The sequence below is a fragment of the Halomonas sp. McH1-25 genome (assembly GCF_022348165.1).
Taxonomy (GTDB): domain Bacteria; phylum Pseudomonadota; class Gammaproteobacteria; order Pseudomonadales; family Halomonadaceae; genus Modicisalibacter.
In genome coordinates, this window is sequence record NZ_JAKRFI010000003.1 from 148,160 (window position 1) to 166,283 (window position 18,124).

Genomic DNA, 18,124 nt, shown 5'->3' on the forward strand with positions numbered 1-18,124 from the left:
ACCGACGTCGTTGACTTCGAAGGCACCAAAGGTGAGATAGAGATTGTGTAAGAGGGATTGGTTCGTTTCTTCGGGTAACCTAATCACCTGATTGATTTGGCCCTTTTCTGGTTATGCAGGTATAGCCGACTTTTGGCACCTTAGAATTTAGTCGCTATGCGTGGCTGGCTTTCCACTTCCGCGGCGATTGCCCGGATTGTGCCTTGAAGGCACGAGAGAGCGCGGCTTCACTGCCGTAGCCAACTTCGGTTGCAATCGCTTTTAAAGGACGACCGCGCCGCAAGGCCTTCTGTGCCAGCTGCACACGCCAACCTTGTAAATACTGCCCCGGCGTAATACCGATCGTCTCACGGAACGTCGTGGCGAATACGCTGCGCGACATGCCGGCAACATTCGCCAGTTCGTCCAGTGTCCACTCCTGCGCTGGCGCCTCGTGCATCGCCACCAGTGCGTTGCGCAAACGCGGATGCGACAACCCGGACAACAATCCCCCCTGCACTTCGCCGCTTTCCATCAATTGGCGCAACACCTGGATCATCACAACCTCGAACAGGCGATCGACCAGCGCGACGCGTCCGCACCGCTGTTCGAACGCCTCCTCGAATAGCAACGACAGCACCGGCTCGGCACCGACAATATCTTCCAGCGGCAGGCAGACGGCGTCCGGCAGCGCCGATGCGATCGGATTACCTGCACCGCCCTCGAACAATAGATTCGCACAGACTATATCTGCACCGCGTTCAGGGTCGGTGATGAAACGACGCGTCAGCGGCCGTGGAAACAGCAGCAGGCTCGGTCGTTCGATGTGTATCGACTTCCTGTCGTATTGCACCTCGACTGCACCAGTGCGTACCAAGTGCAACTGTCCGTTCGTGCCATCGCTCTCCAGTGTGTTGAAACCACACATCGCACCAGCATTGAACACCTGCGCATTCACTGGGAAATGTGCCATCAGTGCCGCGAGCCGGTCGGCCATATTCACACTCCAAATCAAGTTATCGGGACTTTCTATCACCAATAGTATCGAGTGCGCGCGCAAACTACATCTTACCGGGCAATACCCACCCGGCCACCAACTCAAGGAACCACCATCATGAATACCACTACCCGCACCATCGCTGCCAGCTTGCTCGCGCTCACCCTGCAGGCCGGTGTCGCCGCCGTATTCCCGGTCACTGTTCTTGCCAGCGAGGCATCCGATGAAGCCGCCAAGGCTATTCGTGAGCCGCTCTCCGCCAAAAATTACGCTACAGAGCGCACAATGGAACACACGAACCAAAATGTCGCAGCACAAGATATAATAGGGCAAAGCGATAGCATGAAACGTGCGCTAATTAACATCGCGCTCGAAACATACCATGTCACCAATTTTCCTGAGCAGAAAAGCCATATCCCAGTGGCCACAAGGCCACGAGATTGGTAATTGCAAACTTTGCCATCCATCCACACGACCGACGCCGCCTTTTTCAGGCGGCGTATTTCATTACTAATGACAATATTATTGTCGATGACAATCAATTTACTCCTTTCAGATTATTCAACGCTGACATCGCCATGAGATTGCACTGTCTGGCCTGGAATCTGAAATATTACTAACCGAGGATGAATGATTGAGAAACGCATTTTTGGATGACTTGCATAAGCCACTGGCATATCTAAAACACAACATCAAGGCTTATTAAAACAGGAAAATAGTAGGAGTGGATAAATTGCGCTTTTGTATAATTCCCCGAACAGCAATGCAGTCCAGCCCAGCGTCATTGCTGGGGTCAGGGCGATCAGAGCGGCGCTTTTTCCGACACCGAAGCGCCGTAGGCACTCGTTGAAGAAGCCATAGCCACCGAAAGTAGCCAGTACGATTAGCCAGGCCAGTGCCGTGATTGTGTCTGTCGTGAGAGGTGGCGGCGCCAGTCGCCCTTCATCCAATGCCCAGGCAGCCAGAAAGAAGACTGCCGTAGCCGCACCCAGTTGTGCAGTCAACCGGGCCTGCATAGGCAGGCTTACCGTGGCGCAAGCGCTTCTTCACGGTTAATTGCTGCGTCTAGCTCGAGTTTGGCCGTTACCTCTTACTAAGCGAAGCAAGAGTACTTAAGGTAAACGTGCATGTTCTGGCTATTGGCAGCTAGGCACTGTCCGAAAAGTGCTGCGTTCGGCAATACTGCGTTAAAAATCGGCTCAAGATGCTCATTTACACCGCGTAAACTCCGCTCTTTCGCCGATTTTCGCCTTGTCTTGCCGTCGCTCGTCGACTTTTCAGAGCACCTAGCTGAGTCGACTCGATAGACGTCTTGCTGTCTGCAGATTGGCCGGGGTAGCCAAGAAAATTATTCGCCATGCATGTCTGCTAGCCAGCCGCAACTGATACATGCTCGTAGGCAATCCATGTGCCTATACCGATCAATACCAGGCCACCAATGATCTCCGTCCGCTTGCCGACCAGCGCGCCTATCGCCCGCCCGAGCATGATGCCGGTCGTCACCATCAACGTTGTTGCCAAGCCAATTGTGGCAGCTGCAACAAGTATGTTGACTTCGGTGAAAGCCAAGGTGACCCCAATCGCCATCGCATCAATGCTCGTGGCGACAGCCGTAAGTGCGAGAAGACACGTAGAGCTCGCCCCCGCGCTTTTCTGCTCGCTCTCCGACTCGCCCTCATCCAGCGTGAGTCCCTTATAAATCATATGGAGCCCAAGCATGCTCAATAGCGCGAAGGCGACCCAATGATCCCAATCCGCAACCAGCCTATCAGCAGCTATGCCAATCCCCCAGCCAATTATGGGAGTGATCGCCTCGACCGTTCCGAAAATCACGCCAATGCGTAACGCTTCAACCAAGTGGGTTCGCCCGAGTGAAACGCCTCTGCCGATCGATGCAGCGAAGGCATCGGTCGACATGGCAAACGCCAAACCTACGAGAGAGAGAAAGTTCATAAGACCACTGCTGGTTAAGCGGTTTTACCTGTCAGCTGCAGGCTGGGCCCGACTATTGGGCAAGGAGAGAATGACTATAAGCATCATGCCGGGAAAACGCAATAAGCTATTGAAAATAAAGGATTATTCACACCAAGGTTAAGCAACAACGTCTTCGTTAAACAAATTAAACGAGGTTGATTGTTAGAGTCTTGGCTGTAATGCACCTATAGGCCATTGTTGTTTTTCGATTTTTAGGTTGGATCTGGCTTACTGCTGGAATCCTCAGCCTGTAGGCCCAGACGACCCCAAGTAGGTCTGCAACTACCAGAATTCCCCAGTACATAGCGTTTTCCAATAATCGGGGCATCCCGATGCCTAGGCTCTCCCAACGAAGAGGCCACCCTCTCCAAGCCGGACTTTAAGCGAAGGCAATGCCCCGACTGATCTCTAACGCTGCAACATTTTCGACGGTGCTTATGCCGAGTACTTTCAGATAGCCTGTAGATAGCTTGCCCAAACAGACCATCACCTCAGAGACAAACATACAAAAACACAAAAGCCCGCATAAGCGGGCTTTTGTGCTCGAAGCCTTGCGGCTCGAAAGCTCAATCCAACCAGAGGTTAGAGGGGCTTGATGTTTGCGGCCTGAAGACCTTTCTTGCCCTGGGTCACGTCAAAAGAGACTTGTTGACCATCCTGCAGGGACTTGAAGCCGTCAGCCTGAATTTCAGAGAAGTGGGCAAACAGATCATCGCCACCGTCGGCGGGTGAAATGAAGCCAAAACCTTTGGAGTCGTTGAACCACTTAACTGTGCCAGTTGCCATGTTCGAATTCCTTACGCGCTAGGCGCTTTATACGATTGCCGGGTACTACCCCGAGATGAAGTGGGTAAAACAAGGGATATAACCAGGCTACCGAATGCTTCGAGTACAACTGACGATATGCGACTTGCTAACCAACTGAAGCCATCATGCCAAAGCGCCTCGCCCAAGTCAACCAATACCTTCGAAAAAGCCCAGGATGGCGATATGGCGAACTTTATTGCTCACCTCGACCCGGTGATCGCGGTATCAGCAGAAACGCCCTCCAGACACCTTGCAAGGCCTATGGCCATGGCTTAGCTCATATTCGAGAACTTACGTTTCTCATCCGTTCAGATGACCGTTTCAGGCCGATCAGAGGCAGACCGACATCCTCCAGGTACTGACTTGAACAATATCGGCGGCGAGCCGGGATACGCGATGTGTAGCATGACTTTATAAGCGTTAACAGTGACCGAAACGCCGGATGGTCACTCTGCCGTCCCCATTCAAAGATCACCATCTCGCTCGCCACTATGGATGCCCCCGCAGCGCCAGCTCGTGCGCTTGCTACCTCGCGATCCGACGCTTTCCTGGATTGCGGGCACAAGGCATCGCCGTATGCCGCATTCAACGCTACGCTTGAATTGTGCGTCGCACCATACTGCCTGGAGATGCCATGCCACAGACCAAGGCTATCGACCTTGCACTTCAGGGCGGCGGCTCCCACGGGGCCTTTACCTGGGGGGTTCTGGACTACTTGCTGGAGTCCTCTCTGGTCGAGATCGAGGCCATTAGTGGCACCAGTGCCGGCGCAATGAACGCCGTGGCCATGGCCGATGGGCTGATGCGAGACGGCAAGGCCGGCGCGCGACGTTCCCTGCATGCTTTCTGGCAGGGCGTGAGCCGGGCAGCCATGCTCAGCCCGATTCGGCGCACCCCGCTGGATATCTGGATGGGCGATTGGAGTCTCGATCATTCGCCGGGTTATCTGGCATTCGATCTGCTCAGCCGGGTGGTCTCCCCATACCAATACAATCCGCTGGATATCAATCCTCTACGTGACATTCTCGATGCGCAGATCGATTTCGAGCGCGTCCATGCGTGCCGGCAACTCCAGCTGTATGTTTGCGCCACCAATGTACGTACAGGCAAGCAGCGGGTGTTTCGCAACGCGGAAGTGACTCGCGATGCGCTACTGGCGTCGGCCTGCCTGCCGTTGATCTATCAGAGCATCGAGATCGACGGCGAGCATTACTGGGATGGCGGGTACATGGGCAATCCGACGCTCTTCCCTCTTCTCGAAGAATGCGACGCAAGGGATATCGTCATCATCCAGACCAACCCGATCTGTCGCGATCAGGTCCCCAGCACCGCAGCGGAAATTCTCAATCGCCTCAACGAAATCACGTTCAATGCCTCGCTGATCAAGGAGATTCGAACCGTCGCCATGCTCAAGCGCTTGATCGAGGATCATGACCTGGATATCGGCCGCTACAGGGATGCGCTCTTTCATCGCATCGCTGAGCACGCCTTCGAACACCTGCCCGCCTCTAGCAAATTCAATGGCGAATGGTCGTTTCTGCGCGAGTTGCACGACCGCGGCCGCCATGCCGCCCAAGAGTGGCTGGAGGCCAACTACGACGCGCTCGGCGAACGCTCGACGCTGGATATCGACGAGGTCTACATGTGATGGCGTCTCGCAAGCGTGAAAAAGAATCTACTGGCGAAGCGGGACCAGAGATAGCATCTTGAGGGTAACGCCCATGCGAGGAGGAACACCACGACGAGAAAACCCGACGTCAGGAGACGACGCTGGCAACCCACCCTGGCCAGTCATGCGATGGTCATGTTGACCTGTCAGCGTCGATATTGCCGTTATCTCAAGGAGTGCTTGCGCCGATGGTCCGAATCGACAAGAAAGCGAACCGCCTCTACGTACTCGACACCAACGTCCTGATCCACGACCCCGCCGCCCTGTACCATTTCGAGGAGCATGATGTCGTCATCCCGATGACCGTGCTCGAGGAGCTCGACAAACACAAGAACGGCATCCGCGAAATTGCCCGCACCGCTCGCCAGATCAGCCGCACCCTTTCCGAACTCACCGCCGAGGTCTCATTCGACGAAATCCAGCGCGGCATCCCCTTACCCGGTATCGGCCAGACCGGCCGCCTGCGCTTTCTCTGCTACAACGATCTCAAGCCCCTCGACCATCTGGACGACACGCCCGACAACCGCATCCTCGCGGAGACTTGCCGCCTGCGTGACGAGCGCCCTGATGCATCGGTCATCCTCGTTTCCAAGGACATCAATCTGCGCGTCAAGGCTGCCGCCCTCAACGTGCCGGTCGAGGACTACCTGAACGATCGCGTCTTCAGCGACAGCGATGCGATGATCGAGGGCGTCAAAGTCTATACGCCGACGCGAGACGGCAAGAGCCTGTGGGAGGCGCTCAATGTCGATGTCCAGGTCGAGCGCGTCGACCATCACACCTTTTACGAACTCAGCGGCGATATGCCCGAGGACTGGCATGTCGGCATGCTGGTCTCCGATAGCGACAACGGCGCCGACTTCGAGGCCGTCGTCCGCGAGTTGACGCCGAGCCGTGCCCGCCTGCAACTGCTGACCAACTATCGACACCATGCTGGCGTGTGGGGCGTACACGCCCATGACAGCCGTCAGAATTTCACGCTAAACCTGCTGATGGACCCGGAGATCGACCTGGTGACCATCGCCGGCAACGCCGGCACCGGCAAGACGTTCATGACCCTGGCCGCGGCCTTCCAGCAGACCCTCGATACCAAGCTCTTCGAGCGCATCGTGTTCACCCGCGCGCCGATTCCCATGGGCGAGGACATCGGCTTTCTGCCCGGCACCGAAGAGGAGAAGATGTCGCCCTGGATGGGCGCCTTCCACGACAACATGGACAACCTGCTGCGCGACGAGAAGGACGGCACCTCGAGCTGGAGCGAGGGCGCCACCCGGCAGTTGATCGGCTCACGCGTGCAGATCCGTTCGCCTACGTTCATGCGCGGACGCACCCTGAACGACACCTTCCTGATCATCGACGAGGCGCAGAATTTCACGCCCAAGCAGCTCAAGGGGCTTATTTCACGGGCGGGACGCAACACCAAGATCGTCTGCCTGGGCAACGTCGGGCAGATCGACACTCCCTACCTGACGGCCAATACCTGCGGCATGGCCGCCGTGGTGGAACGCTTCCGCGACTGGCCGCATGCCGGGCATGTGACACTCAAGAGCGTCGAGCGCTCACGCCTGGCCCTGGCAGCCGAAGACCTTCTCTAACCATTTCTTCACTGCACAATGCAGACAGCCCGCCTAAGCGGGCTGTCTGCATTACGTTGCCTGCCAAGCAGGCTCAGGAGTGTTTCGGCGGCAGCTCGCGCTCGTCCTTGTTGGTGACCTTCTCGATCATATCCTCGGACTGGCTCTTAGGATCGTGGTCGAGACGATCCTCGGCCTCCCGGTACAGGCAGACGTAAGAATTGCAGGACGAGCAGTACACCTTGTCGTCCGGGTTACGTGCCTTGGAGACGCGCATGCGATGGCTGCCACAGTTGGGACAGCCCTTGGGCAAGCGAAACTCCGTAGAAAAATCGGTCATGTAAAGCCTCCTTTCATGGTCTGTCGCATCGGGCACGCTTGGCCGGACACCCTACCTTCCTTTTTACAGTCTTTGGGCCAGCGACCGATTAATCAAGCATCCTCGCCTTGACGTCGCAACACCACGCTCAGATTGTTGGCCGGCATCTCGACGATACGCTCCAGTACCAGGCCATGCATTTCGCCCTGCGCCTGCACCTCTTCCAGGTGACGAATGCCCCATTGCGGATCGCGGCGTCGGAGATCGGCATCGAAAGCAGCGTTACTCGGCACCAGTGGCCGGTCATGTCGCTGAAACGGCCCATACAGGTACAGCACGCCATTGACGGGCAGGTGCGCACCAGCTTCGTCCATCAGGGCCTGGGTCGCCTGCCAGGGCGAAATGTGAAGCATATTGATGCACACCAGGGCGTCGAAATCCCGGCATGGCCAGGGCCGTTCGGTGACGTCCAGTCTGATCGGCTCGAGGAGGTTGACGAGAGGGTCGGCGTCGCGCCAGGCGGCGATCGAGCCCAACGCCTGCTCGCTGGGGTCGCTCGGTTGCCATTGCAAGGATGACAGGTGCCGCGCGAAGTGAAGCGCGTGCTCACCGCTGCCGCTGGCGATTTCCAGTACCTTGCCGCGCGCAGGCAAGACGTCGCGCAACACGGCCAGGATGGGCTCGCGATTGCGGGCCGTGGCCGGACTGGAAAGACCCCGCTGCCCATGCAGCGAATCCATGCTGTGCATTGCTTGCTCCCGTCAGTGATTGCCTTAAGCCTACGTCATTGGCCCGCCAGACGCATGTATCGCTTCTTCCTCGGTCAGGCTCAGGGGCGGATTGCCGGCAAAAAAAGGCCCGCCATTGGCGGGCCGAACAACAGCTCAGGCTGTCGAGAGAGATGCAAGTGTCGTGAATCGGTTCAACTGAAGCGAGCGACCGCTTCCCGAGCCAACTGACGGATACCGTCCCAATCGCCGGCGTCGATCAGCTTCTTCGGGGTGACCCAGGAGCCGCCCACACAGAGGACGTTGGGCAGCTTGAGATAATCCTGTGCGTTATCCGGCGTGATGCCCCCGGTGGGACAGAACTTCGCCTCGGGAATCGGCCCGGCAAACGACTTGAGCGCGGCCGCGCCGCCGCTCGACTCGGCAGGGAAGAACTTGAAACGCCGATAGCCGTACTGCCAGCCGTTCATCAGCTCGGAAATGGTGGCCACCCCCGGCAGCATCGGCACTGCGCTGCTCACCCCATAACGGTACAGGGCATCGGTCGCCCCCGGGGTAACGACGAAATCGACCTCGGCCTGTTCGGCCAGACGATACTGTGCGGTGGTCAGGATGGTGCCGGCGCCGATGCTGGCCTTGGGCAAAGCCTCGCGCATTCGGCGAATGGCATCCAGGGCGCAATCGGTACGCAGAGTGACTTCGAGGACCGGCAGTCCGCCCTCGAGCAAAGCGCGCCCCAGCGGCACGGCGTCTTCCAGGCGTTCGATGGTCAGAACGGGAATGATGTCCGCCTTGGAACAGATGCTATCCAGTTCGGACGTACGGGTCGATGGCAATTGCTTTTCAATGGTCATGTCTGGCTCCGAAACGATTCAAGGCGCCCAGTAAACGGCAAGCGGACAGGCAAGAAAGGCGCGAATGGGCAGTTCCCGGACGTCGTCGCCGGCCATTGCCCTGGCCAACACGCTACGTTTGTCGTCACCGGCAATGTGCAGTACGTGGCGACGCGCCTGATGCAGCAGCCCGGCACTCAAGGTGATGCGTGGCTGGGGCACGCTCGGCGCACGCACCGCCACCGTGGGCTCATCGGTGCTCAAGGCCAGTGCCAACTCGCCGCTATCGGGAAACAGCGAGGCGGTATGGCCGTCGCTGCCCATGCCCAGTATGACCACGCTGGCCGGCCAGGGTAGATCGGCAATGCGCTTGGCCACTTCCGGCGCACCCACTTCAGGCGTGCTGTCCGCGGTCGTCAACGAGTGAAAGGTTGCCGAAGCCGCCGGTCCTTGGAGCAGGTTCTCACGGACCAGGCGTGCGTTGCTGTCCTTGGCGTCCTCGGCGACCCAGCGCTCGTCGGCCAGGGTCACGTCGACCCGCTCCCAAGGCAGGTTCATGGCGGCGAGACGGTGAAAGAACGGCACCGGTGTCGAGCCGCCGGACACCACCAACAGCGCGCGCTCCTGTGTCGCCAGGTCGGCGCGCAGCGCACCGGCAACGGCCTCGGCGAGCTGTGTCGCCAATTGATCGCGAGGCGCTTCGGCCGCGCCGCAAGAGACCTTGTCGCTCATATCAATAATCCTCGTACCAGGAGCGGCCGTCCTGCGTGATCATGGCGATCGAGGCCACCGGCCCCCAGGATCCGGACGGATAGCGACGCGGCGGACGGTCGAGCTGCTCCCAAGCCTCCACCAACTGATCGGCCCAGCGCCAGGCGTACTCGACCTCGTCGCGGCGCACGAACAGATACTGGTTGCCCTTCATGACTTCCAGCAGCAGGCGCTCGTAGGCGTCGGGAATCCGCGCCTTGGGAAAGGCGCTGTTGAAATCCAGATGCAGCGGACCGGGGCGCAGACGCATTCCCTTGTCGAGACCGCCGTCCTTGGTCAACACCTCCAGGGCGATGCCTTCTTCCGGCTGCAGCCGGATGATCAGCTTGTTGGACGCCAGGTTGCGCTGGTCCGGGTCGAAGATGTAGTGCGGCTGCTGGCGGAAGTGGATGACGATCTGCGACACCTTATCGGGCATGCGCTTGCCGGTACGCAGGTAGAACGGCACGCCCGCCCAACGCCAGTTGGATACCTCGGTGCGTATGGCGACGAAGGTTTCCGTGCGGCTTTCGGCGTTGGCGCCCTCCTCCTCGAGGTAACCGGGTACGCTGGTGCCCTTGATCGAGCCGGCAATGTACTGGCCACGCACCACATCGCGACTGACGTTCTCGCGATCGAACTTCTTGAGCGCCTTGAGTACCTTGACCTTCTCGTCGCGAATCGCATCGGCATCCAGGTTGGACGGCGGGTCCATCGCGATCAGGCACAACAGCTGCAACAGGTGGTTCTGCACCATGTCGCGCAACTGGCCGGCCTTGTCGAAATAGCCCCAGCGCCCTTCGATGCCCACCTGCTCGGCGACCGTGATCTCCACGTGAGAAATGTGGTTCTGGTTCCACTGGGTGCCGAACAGCGGATTGGCGAAGCGCAGGGCAATCAGGTTCTGGACGGTTTCCTTGCCCAGATAATGGTCGATGCGGTAGACCCGCGATTCAGGGAACACGACGCCAATGGCGTCATTGATTTCCTGCGAGGATTCGAGGTCGTAGCCGATCGGCTTTTCGACAACCACCCGCGATTCGTCATCGAGACTGCCACTGGCCTGCAGATTGTGACAGATAGCGCCATAAATGCTGGCTGGCACGGCCAGATAGACGGTCATCGGCCGGCCGGCGCCCTCATGCCACTCGCGAATGGCCTTGTAGCCCTCGACCTCGATGAAGTCGAGCTGGATGTAATCGAGCCGATTCAGAAAGCGCTTGAGGCAGGCCGCTTCGAGCTCGGCCGCCTTGACGTACTTCTTGAGGGTTTCCTCAACCCGCTTGCGGAATGCCTCGGCGTCGATATCCTGACGCGCCAGCCCCAGGATCCGCGTGCCGCCGGCTAGCAAGCCATCCCGGTCGAGGTGGTACAAGGCCGGATAGAGCTTGCGCAGGGCCAGATCGCCCATGGCGCCGAACAACGCCAGATCGATGTCAGGCGTGGTGTCTTGAATCATGCCGCAGACCCCTTCAATCTGGTTAAATTACCGATAAAATATGCCAACCATCGGCAAAATTGCAAATATTTAGGTAACTTTACTACCAAAGCATGTATCGCTTATCCCGACTATGGCAGCTAGCAGTGTCTCACGCTACGATTCGGCCAACATGTAGTTTAATAACTACATCACGATTTGCACGGAGTAACCTAAATGGCCAGCCATGACCTTCTCGAACGCATCCGCGAGCGCCTGGATGAGCTCAACCGCTCCGAGCGCAAGGTGGCTGACGTCATATTGCAGGACCCGGCAACCGCCACGGGTCTGAGTATAGCGACGCTGGCCCAGGCCGCCTCGGTCAGCGAGCCGACAGTCAACCGTTTCTGCCGCACGTTCAATGCCAAAGGCTATCCGGACTTCAAGATCAAGCTAGCCCAGAGCCTGGCAGGCGGCACACCCTATGTCAGCCGCAACGTCGAGCGTGACGACGATGCGGCAAGCTATGGCGACAAGATCTTCGGCGCGACCATCGCGGCACTCGACGACGCCCGGCGCGCCCTGGACTCCCGGCTGGTCGAGCGTGCCGTCGATTATCTGATCCAGGCCAAGCAGATCAGCTTCTTCGGGCTGGGAGCGTCAGGCCCGGTCGCCCAGGACGCCCAGCACAAATTCTTCCGCTTCAACCTGCCGGTCATCGCCTACGAAGACGTATTGATGCAACGCATGGTGGCTGCAGCCAGCCACACCGGCGATGTCATCGTGATCATTTCCTATACCGGCCGCACCCGCGAACTGGTCGAGATCGCCAAGCTGGCACGCGAGAATGGCGCCGTCGTGCTGGGCATCACCGCCCCCGACTCGCCGCTGGCGGCGGAGTGCACCGAAACGCTGAGCGTGGTGACGCCCGAGGATACCGACGTCTACATGCCGATGACCTCACGCATGATCCACCTGGCCCTGATCGATGTTCTCGCCACCGGCGTGACATTGCGCCGTGGCGAGGATTTTCTGCCTCATCTCAAGAAGATAAAGGACAGCCTGAAAGCGACACGCTTTCCGCCGAGTGAAACGGAGTGATACCCTGACGCGAAAAAACCGCCGATGCCATTCGGACATGGCCATACGCGTAGGGTTTCCCGTTACGCTCATGGGTCGCTGCATAGATTGCAGCGACCGGAAACGGAACGCTTGATGACGACAGTCTCGATTACCCTCCAGGATTGGCGCGCCTGGCAGCCGGGCCGCGCCCCGTGCGACGACTCCCGCCTGTCGGTGGATGCGCATCCGCGTGGCGCCTCGGTGCCCGCCATGCTGCGTCGGCGGCTCAATGCCTCGGGGCGTGCCGTCTGCGACATGCTCAGCGAGCTGGATTCCGAGGCGAGTCGTGTTCTGATCTACGCCTCGCGGCATGGCGATGGCGATCGCACACTGGACATGCTGTATGCACTGGCCGAGCAGGAGCCGCTCTCGCCCGCCCGCTTCGGCATGTCGGTGCATAACGCCACCCTAGGCGTACACTCCATTGCCCGGGGCAATCGCCGCTCACTGCAGGCGATCGCTGCCGGAGGCGCCGAGGTTGCCGCCCTGTTCAGCGAAGCGCGCGGCTATTTTGCCGAGGGCGAAAGCGACGTTATCGTCGTGTTCAGCGACGCCCCGGTCCCTGAACGCTTCGCCGCTCATGTGGACGAGCCGACCGACTTGGCCGTCGTCGCCCTGCATCTATCGGCCAGTGGCGGAAGACCGATACATGCACAGCCCAGCGATAGCACCAATGCCGGACATGCCCGCTCGCCTCAGCCCAGCGACGTCATCGCCTGGCTACTGAATGAAGCGTCGCTGGTCTGTCCCTCGCGGCGACTGACCTGGACCCTGTCACCCTAAGGCCGGACGCTGCCCATGACTCAGACCCTCGCGGCCCATATCGACCGCAGCTGGCGCTGTTTCGCCACCGCTCTCGGCTTTTCGCTGTTTGCTCTGTGCGCTCTGGCGGTCGGGCTTGTCATTGCTCCTGCGGCCCGCCTGTGCAGCGCCAATCGTGCCCTGGCCCAGCGCCGGGTGCGGCGCAGCGTCAAGGCAACATGTCGAGGCTTCATTGCCTTGCTCGGGGGCCTGCGCCTGATCGATTACCGCATCGTCCATGCCGAACGCTTGCAGCGGCCGGGCAGCCTGGTGCTGGCCAACCACCCGACGCTGCTCGATGCCCTGTTCCTGCTCGCCACCGTGCCCGACGCCGTTTGCGTGACCAAGGGCGGCCTGGCCACTCACCCCGTGACACGTAGCGCCATCCGCGCGGCAGGTTTCATTGCCGCACCCAATCCCCGCCGCGCGATTGCAGCCGCCAGCGAAGCGCTGGAAAATGGCCAGTCCGTCATCCTGTTCCCGGAGGGAACGCGATCAACGCCGGGGCAAGCGGTCCGACTGCGCCGCAACGGTGCCATGATCGCCGTCATGAGCCGTGCGCCGGTCGTTCCCGTGTGCATTCGCTGCGAGCCGCCGACCCTGCTCAAGGGCAGCCCCTGGTACCGCGTGCCACCGCGCCGTCCCTGTTTCACCTTCACGGTGGAAGTGCCCTGGCAGGATGACACCAAGGACACGTCGATGCCGGCCATCATTGAACTCAACCGCCGGCTCGAAACTCTTTTCAATCATGACCTCGCTAAGGATGAGTTTGCCCATGACGAACGCGCTGGAACTTGAGCTCAAGCAGTTGATCATCGATACCCTGGAACTCGAGGATGTCACCCCGGCGGATATCGACCCGGATGAGCCGCTATTCGTCGAGGGCCTGGGACTCGATTCCATCGATGCCCTGGAACTGGGCCTGGCGCTACAGAAGACCTATGGCATCAAGCTCGAGGCCGACAGCGAGGAAACCCACCAGCATTTCGCCAATCTGAAAAGCCTGGCAGCCCTGGTGGAAGCGCGGCGCGTCAAATAACCTCCCCAACCAGAGTGGAGTCGGTCATGCCTTCCCTGCGTCGCGTCCCATCGCTTCCCCGCGGCCCGGTGCTGCTCGGGCTGCTGGGTCTGGCGTGGCCACTGCTGGCACTTTTACTCGTGCCCAGCCTCGGCCCGTGGCCCCTGCTCGTGGCAGCGGTCGCACTGGCATGCTGGCGGCTGCCCAAGGGCCATAGACACTGGGGAATCCTGCTGACCCTGGCGGCCCTGCTGGCCGCCCTGTTCGGCCACGCCGAGTTGGGTGTCCGCGCCTGGCCGGTCATCGTCAATGCAGCGCTGCTGGCCGTCTTTGCCGGCAGCCTGCGCCAGGAACAAAGCATGATCGAGCGCTTGGCTCGGCGCCAGGAGCCCGATCTGCCGCCACGCGGCGTGACCTACACGCGCCGGGTCACTCAACTCTGGTGCGTGTTCTTTCTATGCAATGGAGCCATGGCACTATGGACCGCACTCTACGCCGATTTGGCCTTTTGGACGCTGTACAACGGCGGCATTGCCTATGGGTTGTGTGCCCTGCTGTTCGCCGGTGAGTGGTGTGTTCGACAACGAGTAAGGAAGCGGTCTTGACGCGGCAGATGCGATTGCTTGACGCCCCCTGGCGACAGGCCCACCCCCACGACATCATGGCCTGGAATGCCGATACCGGCGGACCGGCCCTCAGTCAGGCAGAGTTCCGCGAACGGATCGGAGCCTGGCAGAGCCGGCTGGACGCCCTGGCCCCTCCCGGGCAGCGCTGGCTGCTTTGCCATCGCGATCCCGTGGCATTCACCGCCGCCCTGATCGCGCTCTGGGAGCGCGGTGACAGCGCCGTATTGCCGGCCGATGACCGACCGGAAACGCTGGAGGCCATTTCACCGCTGGTCGCGGCACGATTGGGTGACATCGCCGATGGGCATCTGGCCGGCTCGCCTAAAGTGCCGCGTTGGGGATGCCTGTCAGCCGACCGGATCGCCGTTTCGCTGTTCACCTCCGGCTCGACCGGCGAGCCCAAGCAACTCGACAAGACCTTCGCCCAGCTCGACGCCGAACTGGCTACCCATCGCGCTCTATGGCCGCTGGAGGGTAGCCTGGTCATCAGCCAGGTCAGCCACCAACATATCTACGGCCTGCTGTTCGCCATCCTTCGTCCGCTTTGCGAAGGCGCGCCGATGGCCGCCCGCACGTGCCGCTATCCGGAAACCCTCTGCGCCTGGCTTCAAGGCCTGGCCCGCTGCGCCGGAGAGCAAGCGCACGTGCCGCACAGCGCCGTGCTGATCAGCGCCCCGCCGCCTCTCGAACGTCTACCCGCCGAACTCGACTGGCGGCCGGCCAACGCAAGACTGACCCGCATTCTTTCCTCCGGCGCTCCGCTGAGTGCCGCCGCCAGCGCCCACGCCCGCGGTGTGCTGGGTATCGGCATCAGCGAAATCTACGGTAGCTCGGAAACCGGCGGCATCGCCTGGCGCGACCAGCAGGTCAGCGATCATTGGACACCCCTGCCCGGCATCGAAGTGCGCGACGACGACGAAGGCCGCCTGTGGCTGCGTTCGCCCTTTCTCACCGACCCGGATAGCTGGGAAGCCCAGGCCGACCGCATCGCTCCGGTCACCGACGGCTTTCGTCTGCTCGGCCGCAGCGACCGTATTGCCAAGGTGGGCGGCAAGCGCCTGTCGCTGACCGGCATGGACCGCATGCTGGAGGCCTGCCATGGCGTGACGCGGGCTCACACCCTACCGCTGGCAACCCGCGACAACCGGCTCGGCGCTATCGTGCAGCTCACCGCCGAGCACATACCCCACGATCATGCCGCGCGCCGCAGCCTGATTCGGGCCTTGCGCACACTCTTGTTGCCTGCCTTCGAGCCGACCGTGATTCCGCGTTATTGGCGCTTCGTCGACGCTTGGCCGACCAATGCCCAGGGCAAGCTGTCTGCGGAAATCGTCGCCTTGTTGTTTGCCGACCTGCAGGAACGTAGTCTGCCACGCTGGCTGGGTATCGAGACACCAGAGTCCCACACATGCCGGGTGGCACTCGAAGTGCCCGAGCGGCTCGTCTTCTGTCAGGGGCATTTCCCCGACCGGCCGGTGGTCCCAGGTGTAGTCATGATACAGTGGGCCGTTTTCCTGGCGCACCGCCACTTGGGAGTGGCAGGCACGTTCCAATGCCTTGAAAGAGTCAAGTTTCCGCAACTGCTGCTGCCCGGCTATCGCGTCAGATTGAGTCTGACTTGGCAGCCGGAAGCCGCAGGCGGCCGCCTGACGTTCGACCTGTCGGGGCAGCGCGGCTGCCACGCCAGCGGCCGGATGCGTTTTGCCGTGACGGAGACCATCGATGCCCCATGACGCCCCGGCCCGGTCCTGTGTACTCATCCCCGTCTACAACCATGCGGCGGCCATCGAACGCACCTGCGCGGGTGCGCGTCGCCTGGGCGTGCCACTGTTGCTCGTCGATGACGGCAGCGACCGTGAGTGTGCCGCCGTGCTCGATGACCTGGCCAATGCCGAGGACGTGATACTCGTGCGTCTGCCGGTCAATCGCGGCAAGGGCGCCGCAGTCAAGGCCGGCCTGCGCGAAGCCGAGCGTCTGGGCTTTACCCATGCTCTGCAGGTCGACGCCGACGGCCAGCACGCCCCAGAGGATTTCCCCCCGTTTCTGGATGAGCTCAGCGCCACGAGCCGGGAACTGCGCATCGGCTACCCGCGTTTCGATGCCAGTGTTCCCCGGCATCGTTTCTATGCCCGATACGCCACCCATCTGCTGGTCTGGCTCAATACGTTGTCGTTCGAATTGCGCGACACCATGTGCGGCGTCAAGCTCTATCCGGTCAGCGAAGTCAACCGTCTGGTGAGCCGTCATGGTTGCGGCAACCGCATGCAGTTCGACACCGAATTGCCGGTGCGCTGGCTGTGGGACGGCCTGCCGGTTCGCAACCTGCCGGTGCGCGTTCACTATCCCCTGGATGGCGTATCGCACTTTGCGCTGTGGCGCGACAACGCCCAACTGGCCGTCATGCATGCCCGGCTCTTCGTGGGCATGCTATGGCGTCTGCCCCGTCTGCTGGCGCGGCGACACTCATCGAGGAAGCAGCAATGAGTACCTATACCGACGACCCGCCGCAGCATTGGGCTCGCATCCAGGAATCGGGCAGCGTGGCCGGCATGCGTGCCATGGTCTGGATTCGCCGTCGGCTCGGGCGCCTGCCGTTTCGCCTAATGCTGGGCCTGGTCATCGTTTACTACTATGTCGGTCGGGCCCTGCCACGCCGGGCGTCGCGGCATTATCTCGAGCGTATCTGGCCACTGCACGCCGGGCGTCCGCTACGTGGCGGCTTTCTGCTCGGCCTACGCCATTTCACGGCCTTCGGCCAGTCACTGATGGACAAGGTCGATGCCTGGAGCGGCATTCCGCTCGATGTACGCTTCACTCCCGAGGACCGCGCCTGCCTTGATCGGGCCATCCGCAGCGGCCGTGGCGGATTGATGCTGGTTTCCCATATCGGCAACCTGGAAATCTGCAGTGCGATGAGCGATACCCGCGACGATTTCCATGTCACCCAACTGATGCATACCCGCAACGCCCGCAAATTCAATCAGATGCTGGATCGCAGCACGCTGCGCCGCGGTCCCGAGATCGTCGAAGTCAGCGAGATCACCCCCGCCACGGCCATGCGCCTCGCCGAGCGCATCAATGCCGGCGGCTTCGTGGTGATTGCCGCCGATCGCGTCCCGGTCAACGACAATGGACGGGTTCGTCATCTCGACTTCCTTGGCGCCCCCGCGCCGTTTCCCGAAGGTCCGTTCTGGCTGGCGGCCTTGCTGCGCTGTCCCGTCTATACATTAAGCTGTCTGCGTGAAGGCGAAGCCCACCGCATCGAATTCCGGCCCTTCGACGATACGACCCACCTGCGCCGCGCAGAGCGTGATGCCTGGCGCGAGGATGCCATGCGCCGCTATGTGGAGTGGCTCACCGATCAGTGCCGGCGCTATCCGTTGCAATGGTTCAACTTCTTTCCGTTCTGGTTGGCCGATGACCACAACGGTGACTGACGGCGTTTCTGCACCAACTCTAGATGATGGCCTCGCGAGGCCTTTTACCGCGTCCGACATGCATCATGGCAAG

At 60.7% G+C, this 18,124-nt stretch carries 20 protein-coding genes; 11 read left to right on the top strand and 9 right to left on the bottom strand.

Annotation, left to right across the window (positions count from 1 at the left end):
• Positions 1 to 154 precede the first annotated feature (154 nt).
• Positions 155 to 976 (bottom strand): AraC family transcriptional regulator, encoded by an 822-nt coding sequence (locus MHM84_RS10160; protein WP_239265642.1) that lies wholly within the window; start codon positions 974 to 976, stop codon positions 155 to 157.
• Between the two features lie 117 nt (positions 977 to 1,093).
• Here MHM84_RS10160 and MHM84_RS10165 point away from each other — a divergent pair, with 117 nt between their 5' ends.
• Positions 1,094 to 1,423 (top strand): hypothetical protein, encoded by a 330-nt coding sequence (locus MHM84_RS10165; protein ID WP_239265644.1) that lies wholly within the window; start codon positions 1,094 to 1,096, stop codon positions 1,421 to 1,423.
• Positions 1,424 to 1,668: 245 nt separating this feature from the next.
• Here MHM84_RS10165 and MHM84_RS10170 read toward each other — a convergent pair whose 3' ends face one another.
• The 3 genes from MHM84_RS10170 to MHM84_RS10180 all read right to left on the bottom strand — a co-directional run bounded on the left by MHM84_RS10170 (position 1,669) and on the right by MHM84_RS10180 (position 3,736).
• Positions 1,669 to 1,980 carry an EamA family transporter gene (locus MHM84_RS10170; protein ID WP_239265646.1) on the bottom strand — a complete coding sequence of 104 codons (312 nt, stop codon included), beginning with the start codon at positions 1,978 to 1,980 and terminating at the stop codon, positions 1,669 to 1,671.
• A gap of 364 nt (positions 1,981 to 2,344) precedes the next feature.
• Positions 2,345 to 2,929: a manganese efflux pump MntP family protein gene (locus MHM84_RS10175; protein WP_239265648.1), complete on the bottom strand. Its 585-nt coding sequence runs from the start codon at positions 2,927 to 2,929 to the stop codon at positions 2,345 to 2,347.
• A gap of 603 nt (positions 2,930 to 3,532) precedes the next feature.
• Positions 3,533 to 3,736, bottom strand: a complete 204-nt coding sequence (locus MHM84_RS10180; RefSeq protein ID WP_163647714.1) for a cold-shock protein — start codon at positions 3,734 to 3,736, stop codon at positions 3,533 to 3,535.
• A gap of 655 nt (positions 3,737 to 4,391) precedes the next feature.
• Between MHM84_RS10180 and MHM84_RS10185 the strand changes: the two genes are divergently transcribed.
• Both MHM84_RS10185 and MHM84_RS10190 read left to right on the top strand, forming a co-directional pair.
• Positions 4,392 to 5,405, top strand: a complete 1,014-nt coding sequence (locus MHM84_RS10185; RefSeq protein ID WP_239265650.1) for a patatin-like phospholipase family protein — start codon at positions 4,392 to 4,394, stop codon at positions 5,403 to 5,405.
• 209 nt (positions 5,406 to 5,614) lie between these two features.
• Positions 5,615 to 7,021, top strand: a complete 1,407-nt coding sequence (locus MHM84_RS10190; RefSeq protein ID WP_239265652.1) for a PhoH family protein — start codon at positions 5,615 to 5,617, stop codon at positions 7,019 to 7,021.
• A gap of 73 nt (positions 7,022 to 7,094) precedes the next feature.
• Here MHM84_RS10190 and MHM84_RS10195 read toward each other — a convergent pair whose 3' ends face one another.
• From MHM84_RS10195 to zwf, 5 genes are all read right to left on the bottom strand, one after another.
• Positions 7,095 to 7,340 carry a hypothetical protein gene (locus tag MHM84_RS10195; protein ID WP_239265654.1) on the bottom strand — a complete coding sequence of 82 codons (246 nt, stop codon included), beginning with the start codon at positions 7,338 to 7,340 and terminating at the stop codon, positions 7,095 to 7,097.
• A gap of 92 nt (positions 7,341 to 7,432) precedes the next feature.
• Positions 7,433 to 8,068 (bottom strand): DUF938 domain-containing protein, encoded by a 636-nt coding sequence (locus tag MHM84_RS10200; RefSeq protein ID WP_239265656.1) that lies wholly within the window; start codon positions 8,066 to 8,068, stop codon positions 7,433 to 7,435.
• A 173-nt stretch (positions 8,069 to 8,241) separates the two neighbouring features.
• Complete coding sequence (locus MHM84_RS10205) at positions 8,242 to 8,901, bottom strand: bifunctional 4-hydroxy-2-oxoglutarate aldolase/2-dehydro-3-deoxy-phosphogluconate aldolase (RefSeq protein WP_239265658.1); 660 nt, start codon at positions 8,899 to 8,901, stop codon at positions 8,242 to 8,244.
• A gap of 18 nt (positions 8,902 to 8,919) precedes the next feature.
• Positions 8,920 to 9,612, bottom strand: a complete 693-nt coding sequence (gene pgl, locus MHM84_RS10210) for a 6-phosphogluconolactonase (protein WP_239265660.1) — start codon at positions 9,610 to 9,612, stop codon at positions 8,920 to 8,922.
• A gap of 1 nt (position 9,613) precedes the next feature.
• Positions 9,614 to 11,089, bottom strand: a complete 1,476-nt coding sequence (gene zwf / locus MHM84_RS10215; protein WP_239265662.1) for a glucose-6-phosphate dehydrogenase — start codon at positions 11,087 to 11,089, stop codon at positions 9,614 to 9,616.
• A gap of 195 nt (positions 11,090 to 11,284) precedes the next feature.
• Here zwf and MHM84_RS10220 point away from each other — a divergent pair, with 195 nt between their 5' ends.
• The 8 genes from MHM84_RS10220 to MHM84_RS10255 all read left to right on the top strand — a co-directional run bounded on the left by MHM84_RS10220 (position 11,285) and on the right by MHM84_RS10255 (position 18,051).
• Positions 11,285 to 12,148 (top strand): MurR/RpiR family transcriptional regulator, encoded by an 864-nt coding sequence (locus tag MHM84_RS10220; RefSeq protein WP_239265664.1) that lies wholly within the window; start codon positions 11,285 to 11,287, stop codon positions 12,146 to 12,148.
• A gap of 114 nt (positions 12,149 to 12,262) precedes the next feature.
• Positions 12,263 to 12,952, top strand: a complete 690-nt coding sequence (locus tag MHM84_RS10225; protein WP_239265667.1) for a beta-ketoacyl synthase chain length factor — start codon at positions 12,263 to 12,265, stop codon at positions 12,950 to 12,952.
• A gap of 15 nt (positions 12,953 to 12,967) precedes the next feature.
• On the top strand, positions 12,968 to 13,768 hold the full coding sequence (locus MHM84_RS10230) for a lysophospholipid acyltransferase family protein (RefSeq protein WP_239265669.1): 801 nt from the start codon (positions 12,968 to 12,970) through the stop codon (positions 13,766 to 13,768).
• Entirely contained in the window at positions 13,746 to 14,009 is a 264-nt protein-coding gene (locus MHM84_RS10235; RefSeq protein WP_239265671.1) for a phosphopantetheine-binding protein, read from the top strand. Before MHM84_RS10230 ends, MHM84_RS10235 begins: the two co-directional genes overlap by 23 nt.
• A 26-nt stretch (positions 14,010 to 14,035) precedes the next feature.
• Positions 14,036 to 14,593 (top strand): hypothetical protein, encoded by a 558-nt coding sequence (locus tag MHM84_RS10240; protein ID WP_239265673.1) that lies wholly within the window; start codon positions 14,036 to 14,038, stop codon positions 14,591 to 14,593.
• Positions 14,590 to 16,347 (top strand): AMP-binding protein, encoded by a 1,758-nt coding sequence (locus tag MHM84_RS10245; RefSeq protein ID WP_239265675.1) that lies wholly within the window; start codon positions 14,590 to 14,592, stop codon positions 16,345 to 16,347. The genes MHM84_RS10240 and MHM84_RS10245 overlap by 4 nt, the downstream gene beginning before the upstream one ends.
• A complete protein-coding gene (locus tag MHM84_RS10250) occupies positions 16,337 to 17,098 on the top strand; it encodes a glycosyltransferase family 2 protein (RefSeq protein WP_239265677.1) in 762 nt (253 codons plus the stop codon). Before MHM84_RS10245 ends, MHM84_RS10250 begins: the two co-directional genes overlap by 11 nt.
• Positions 17,095 to 18,051, top strand: coding sequence for a glycosyl transferase (locus MHM84_RS10255; RefSeq protein ID WP_239265679.1), 957 nt, complete (start codon positions 17,095 to 17,097; stop codon positions 18,049 to 18,051). The genes MHM84_RS10250 and MHM84_RS10255 overlap by 4 nt, the downstream gene beginning before the upstream one ends.
• Positions 18,052 to 18,124: the final 73 nt, after the last annotated feature.

Bases quoted from the DNA above. Each gene is read 5' to 3' on its own strand.
- MHM84_RS10240 (WP_239265673.1), top strand. From the start codon at position 14,036: ATGCCTTCCCTGCGTCGCGTCCCATCGCTTCCCCGCGGCCCGGTGCTG.
- MHM84_RS10165 (WP_239265644.1), top strand. From the start codon at position 1,094: ATGAATACCACTACCCGCACCATCGCTGCCAGCTTGCTCGCGCTCACC.
- zwf (WP_239265662.1), bottom strand. From the start codon at position 11,089: ATGATTCAAGACACCACGCCTGACATCGATCTGGCGTTGTTCGGCGCC.
- MHM84_RS10230 (WP_239265669.1), top strand. From the start codon at position 12,968: ATGACTCAGACCCTCGCGGCCCATATCGACCGCAGCTGGCGCTGTTTC.
- MHM84_RS10190 (WP_239265652.1), top strand. From the start codon at position 5,615: ATGGTCCGAATCGACAAGAAAGCGAACCGCCTCTACGTACTCGACACC.
- MHM84_RS10235 (WP_239265671.1), top strand. From the start codon at position 13,746: ATGACGAACGCGCTGGAACTTGAGCTCAAGCAGTTGATCATCGATACC.
- pgl (WP_239265660.1), bottom strand. From the start codon at position 9,612: ATGAGCGACAAGGTCTCTTGCGGCGCGGCCGAAGCGCCTCGCGATCAA.
- MHM84_RS10255 (WP_239265679.1), top strand. From the start codon at position 17,095: ATGAGTACCTATACCGACGACCCGCCGCAGCATTGGGCTCGCATCCAG.
- MHM84_RS10185 (WP_239265650.1), top strand. From the start codon at position 4,392: ATGCCACAGACCAAGGCTATCGACCTTGCACTTCAGGGCGGCGGCTCC.
- MHM84_RS10160 (WP_239265642.1), bottom strand. From the start codon at position 976: ATGGCCGACCGGCTCGCGGCACTGATGGCACATTTCCCAGTGAATGCG.
- MHM84_RS10220 (WP_239265664.1), top strand. From the start codon at position 11,285: ATGGCCAGCCATGACCTTCTCGAACGCATCCGCGAGCGCCTGGATGAG.
- MHM84_RS10250 (WP_239265677.1), top strand. From the start codon at position 16,337: ATGCCCCATGACGCCCCGGCCCGGTCCTGTGTACTCATCCCCGTCTAC.
- MHM84_RS10180 (WP_163647714.1), bottom strand. From the start codon at position 3,736: ATGGCAACTGGCACAGTTAAGTGGTTCAACGACTCCAAAGGTTTTGGC.
- MHM84_RS10200 (WP_239265656.1), bottom strand. From the start codon at position 8,068: ATGCACAGCATGGATTCGCTGCATGGGCAGCGGGGTCTTTCCAGTCCG.
- MHM84_RS10225 (WP_239265667.1), top strand. From the start codon at position 12,263: ATGACGACAGTCTCGATTACCCTCCAGGATTGGCGCGCCTGGCAGCCG.
- MHM84_RS10195 (WP_239265654.1), bottom strand. From the start codon at position 7,340: ATGACCGATTTTTCTACGGAGTTTCGCTTGCCCAAGGGCTGTCCCAAC.
- MHM84_RS10175 (WP_239265648.1), bottom strand. From the start codon at position 2,929: ATGAACTTTCTCTCTCTCGTAGGTTTGGCGTTTGCCATGTCGACCGAT.
- MHM84_RS10205 (WP_239265658.1), bottom strand. From the start codon at position 8,901: ATGACCATTGAAAAGCAATTGCCATCGACCCGTACGTCCGAACTGGAT.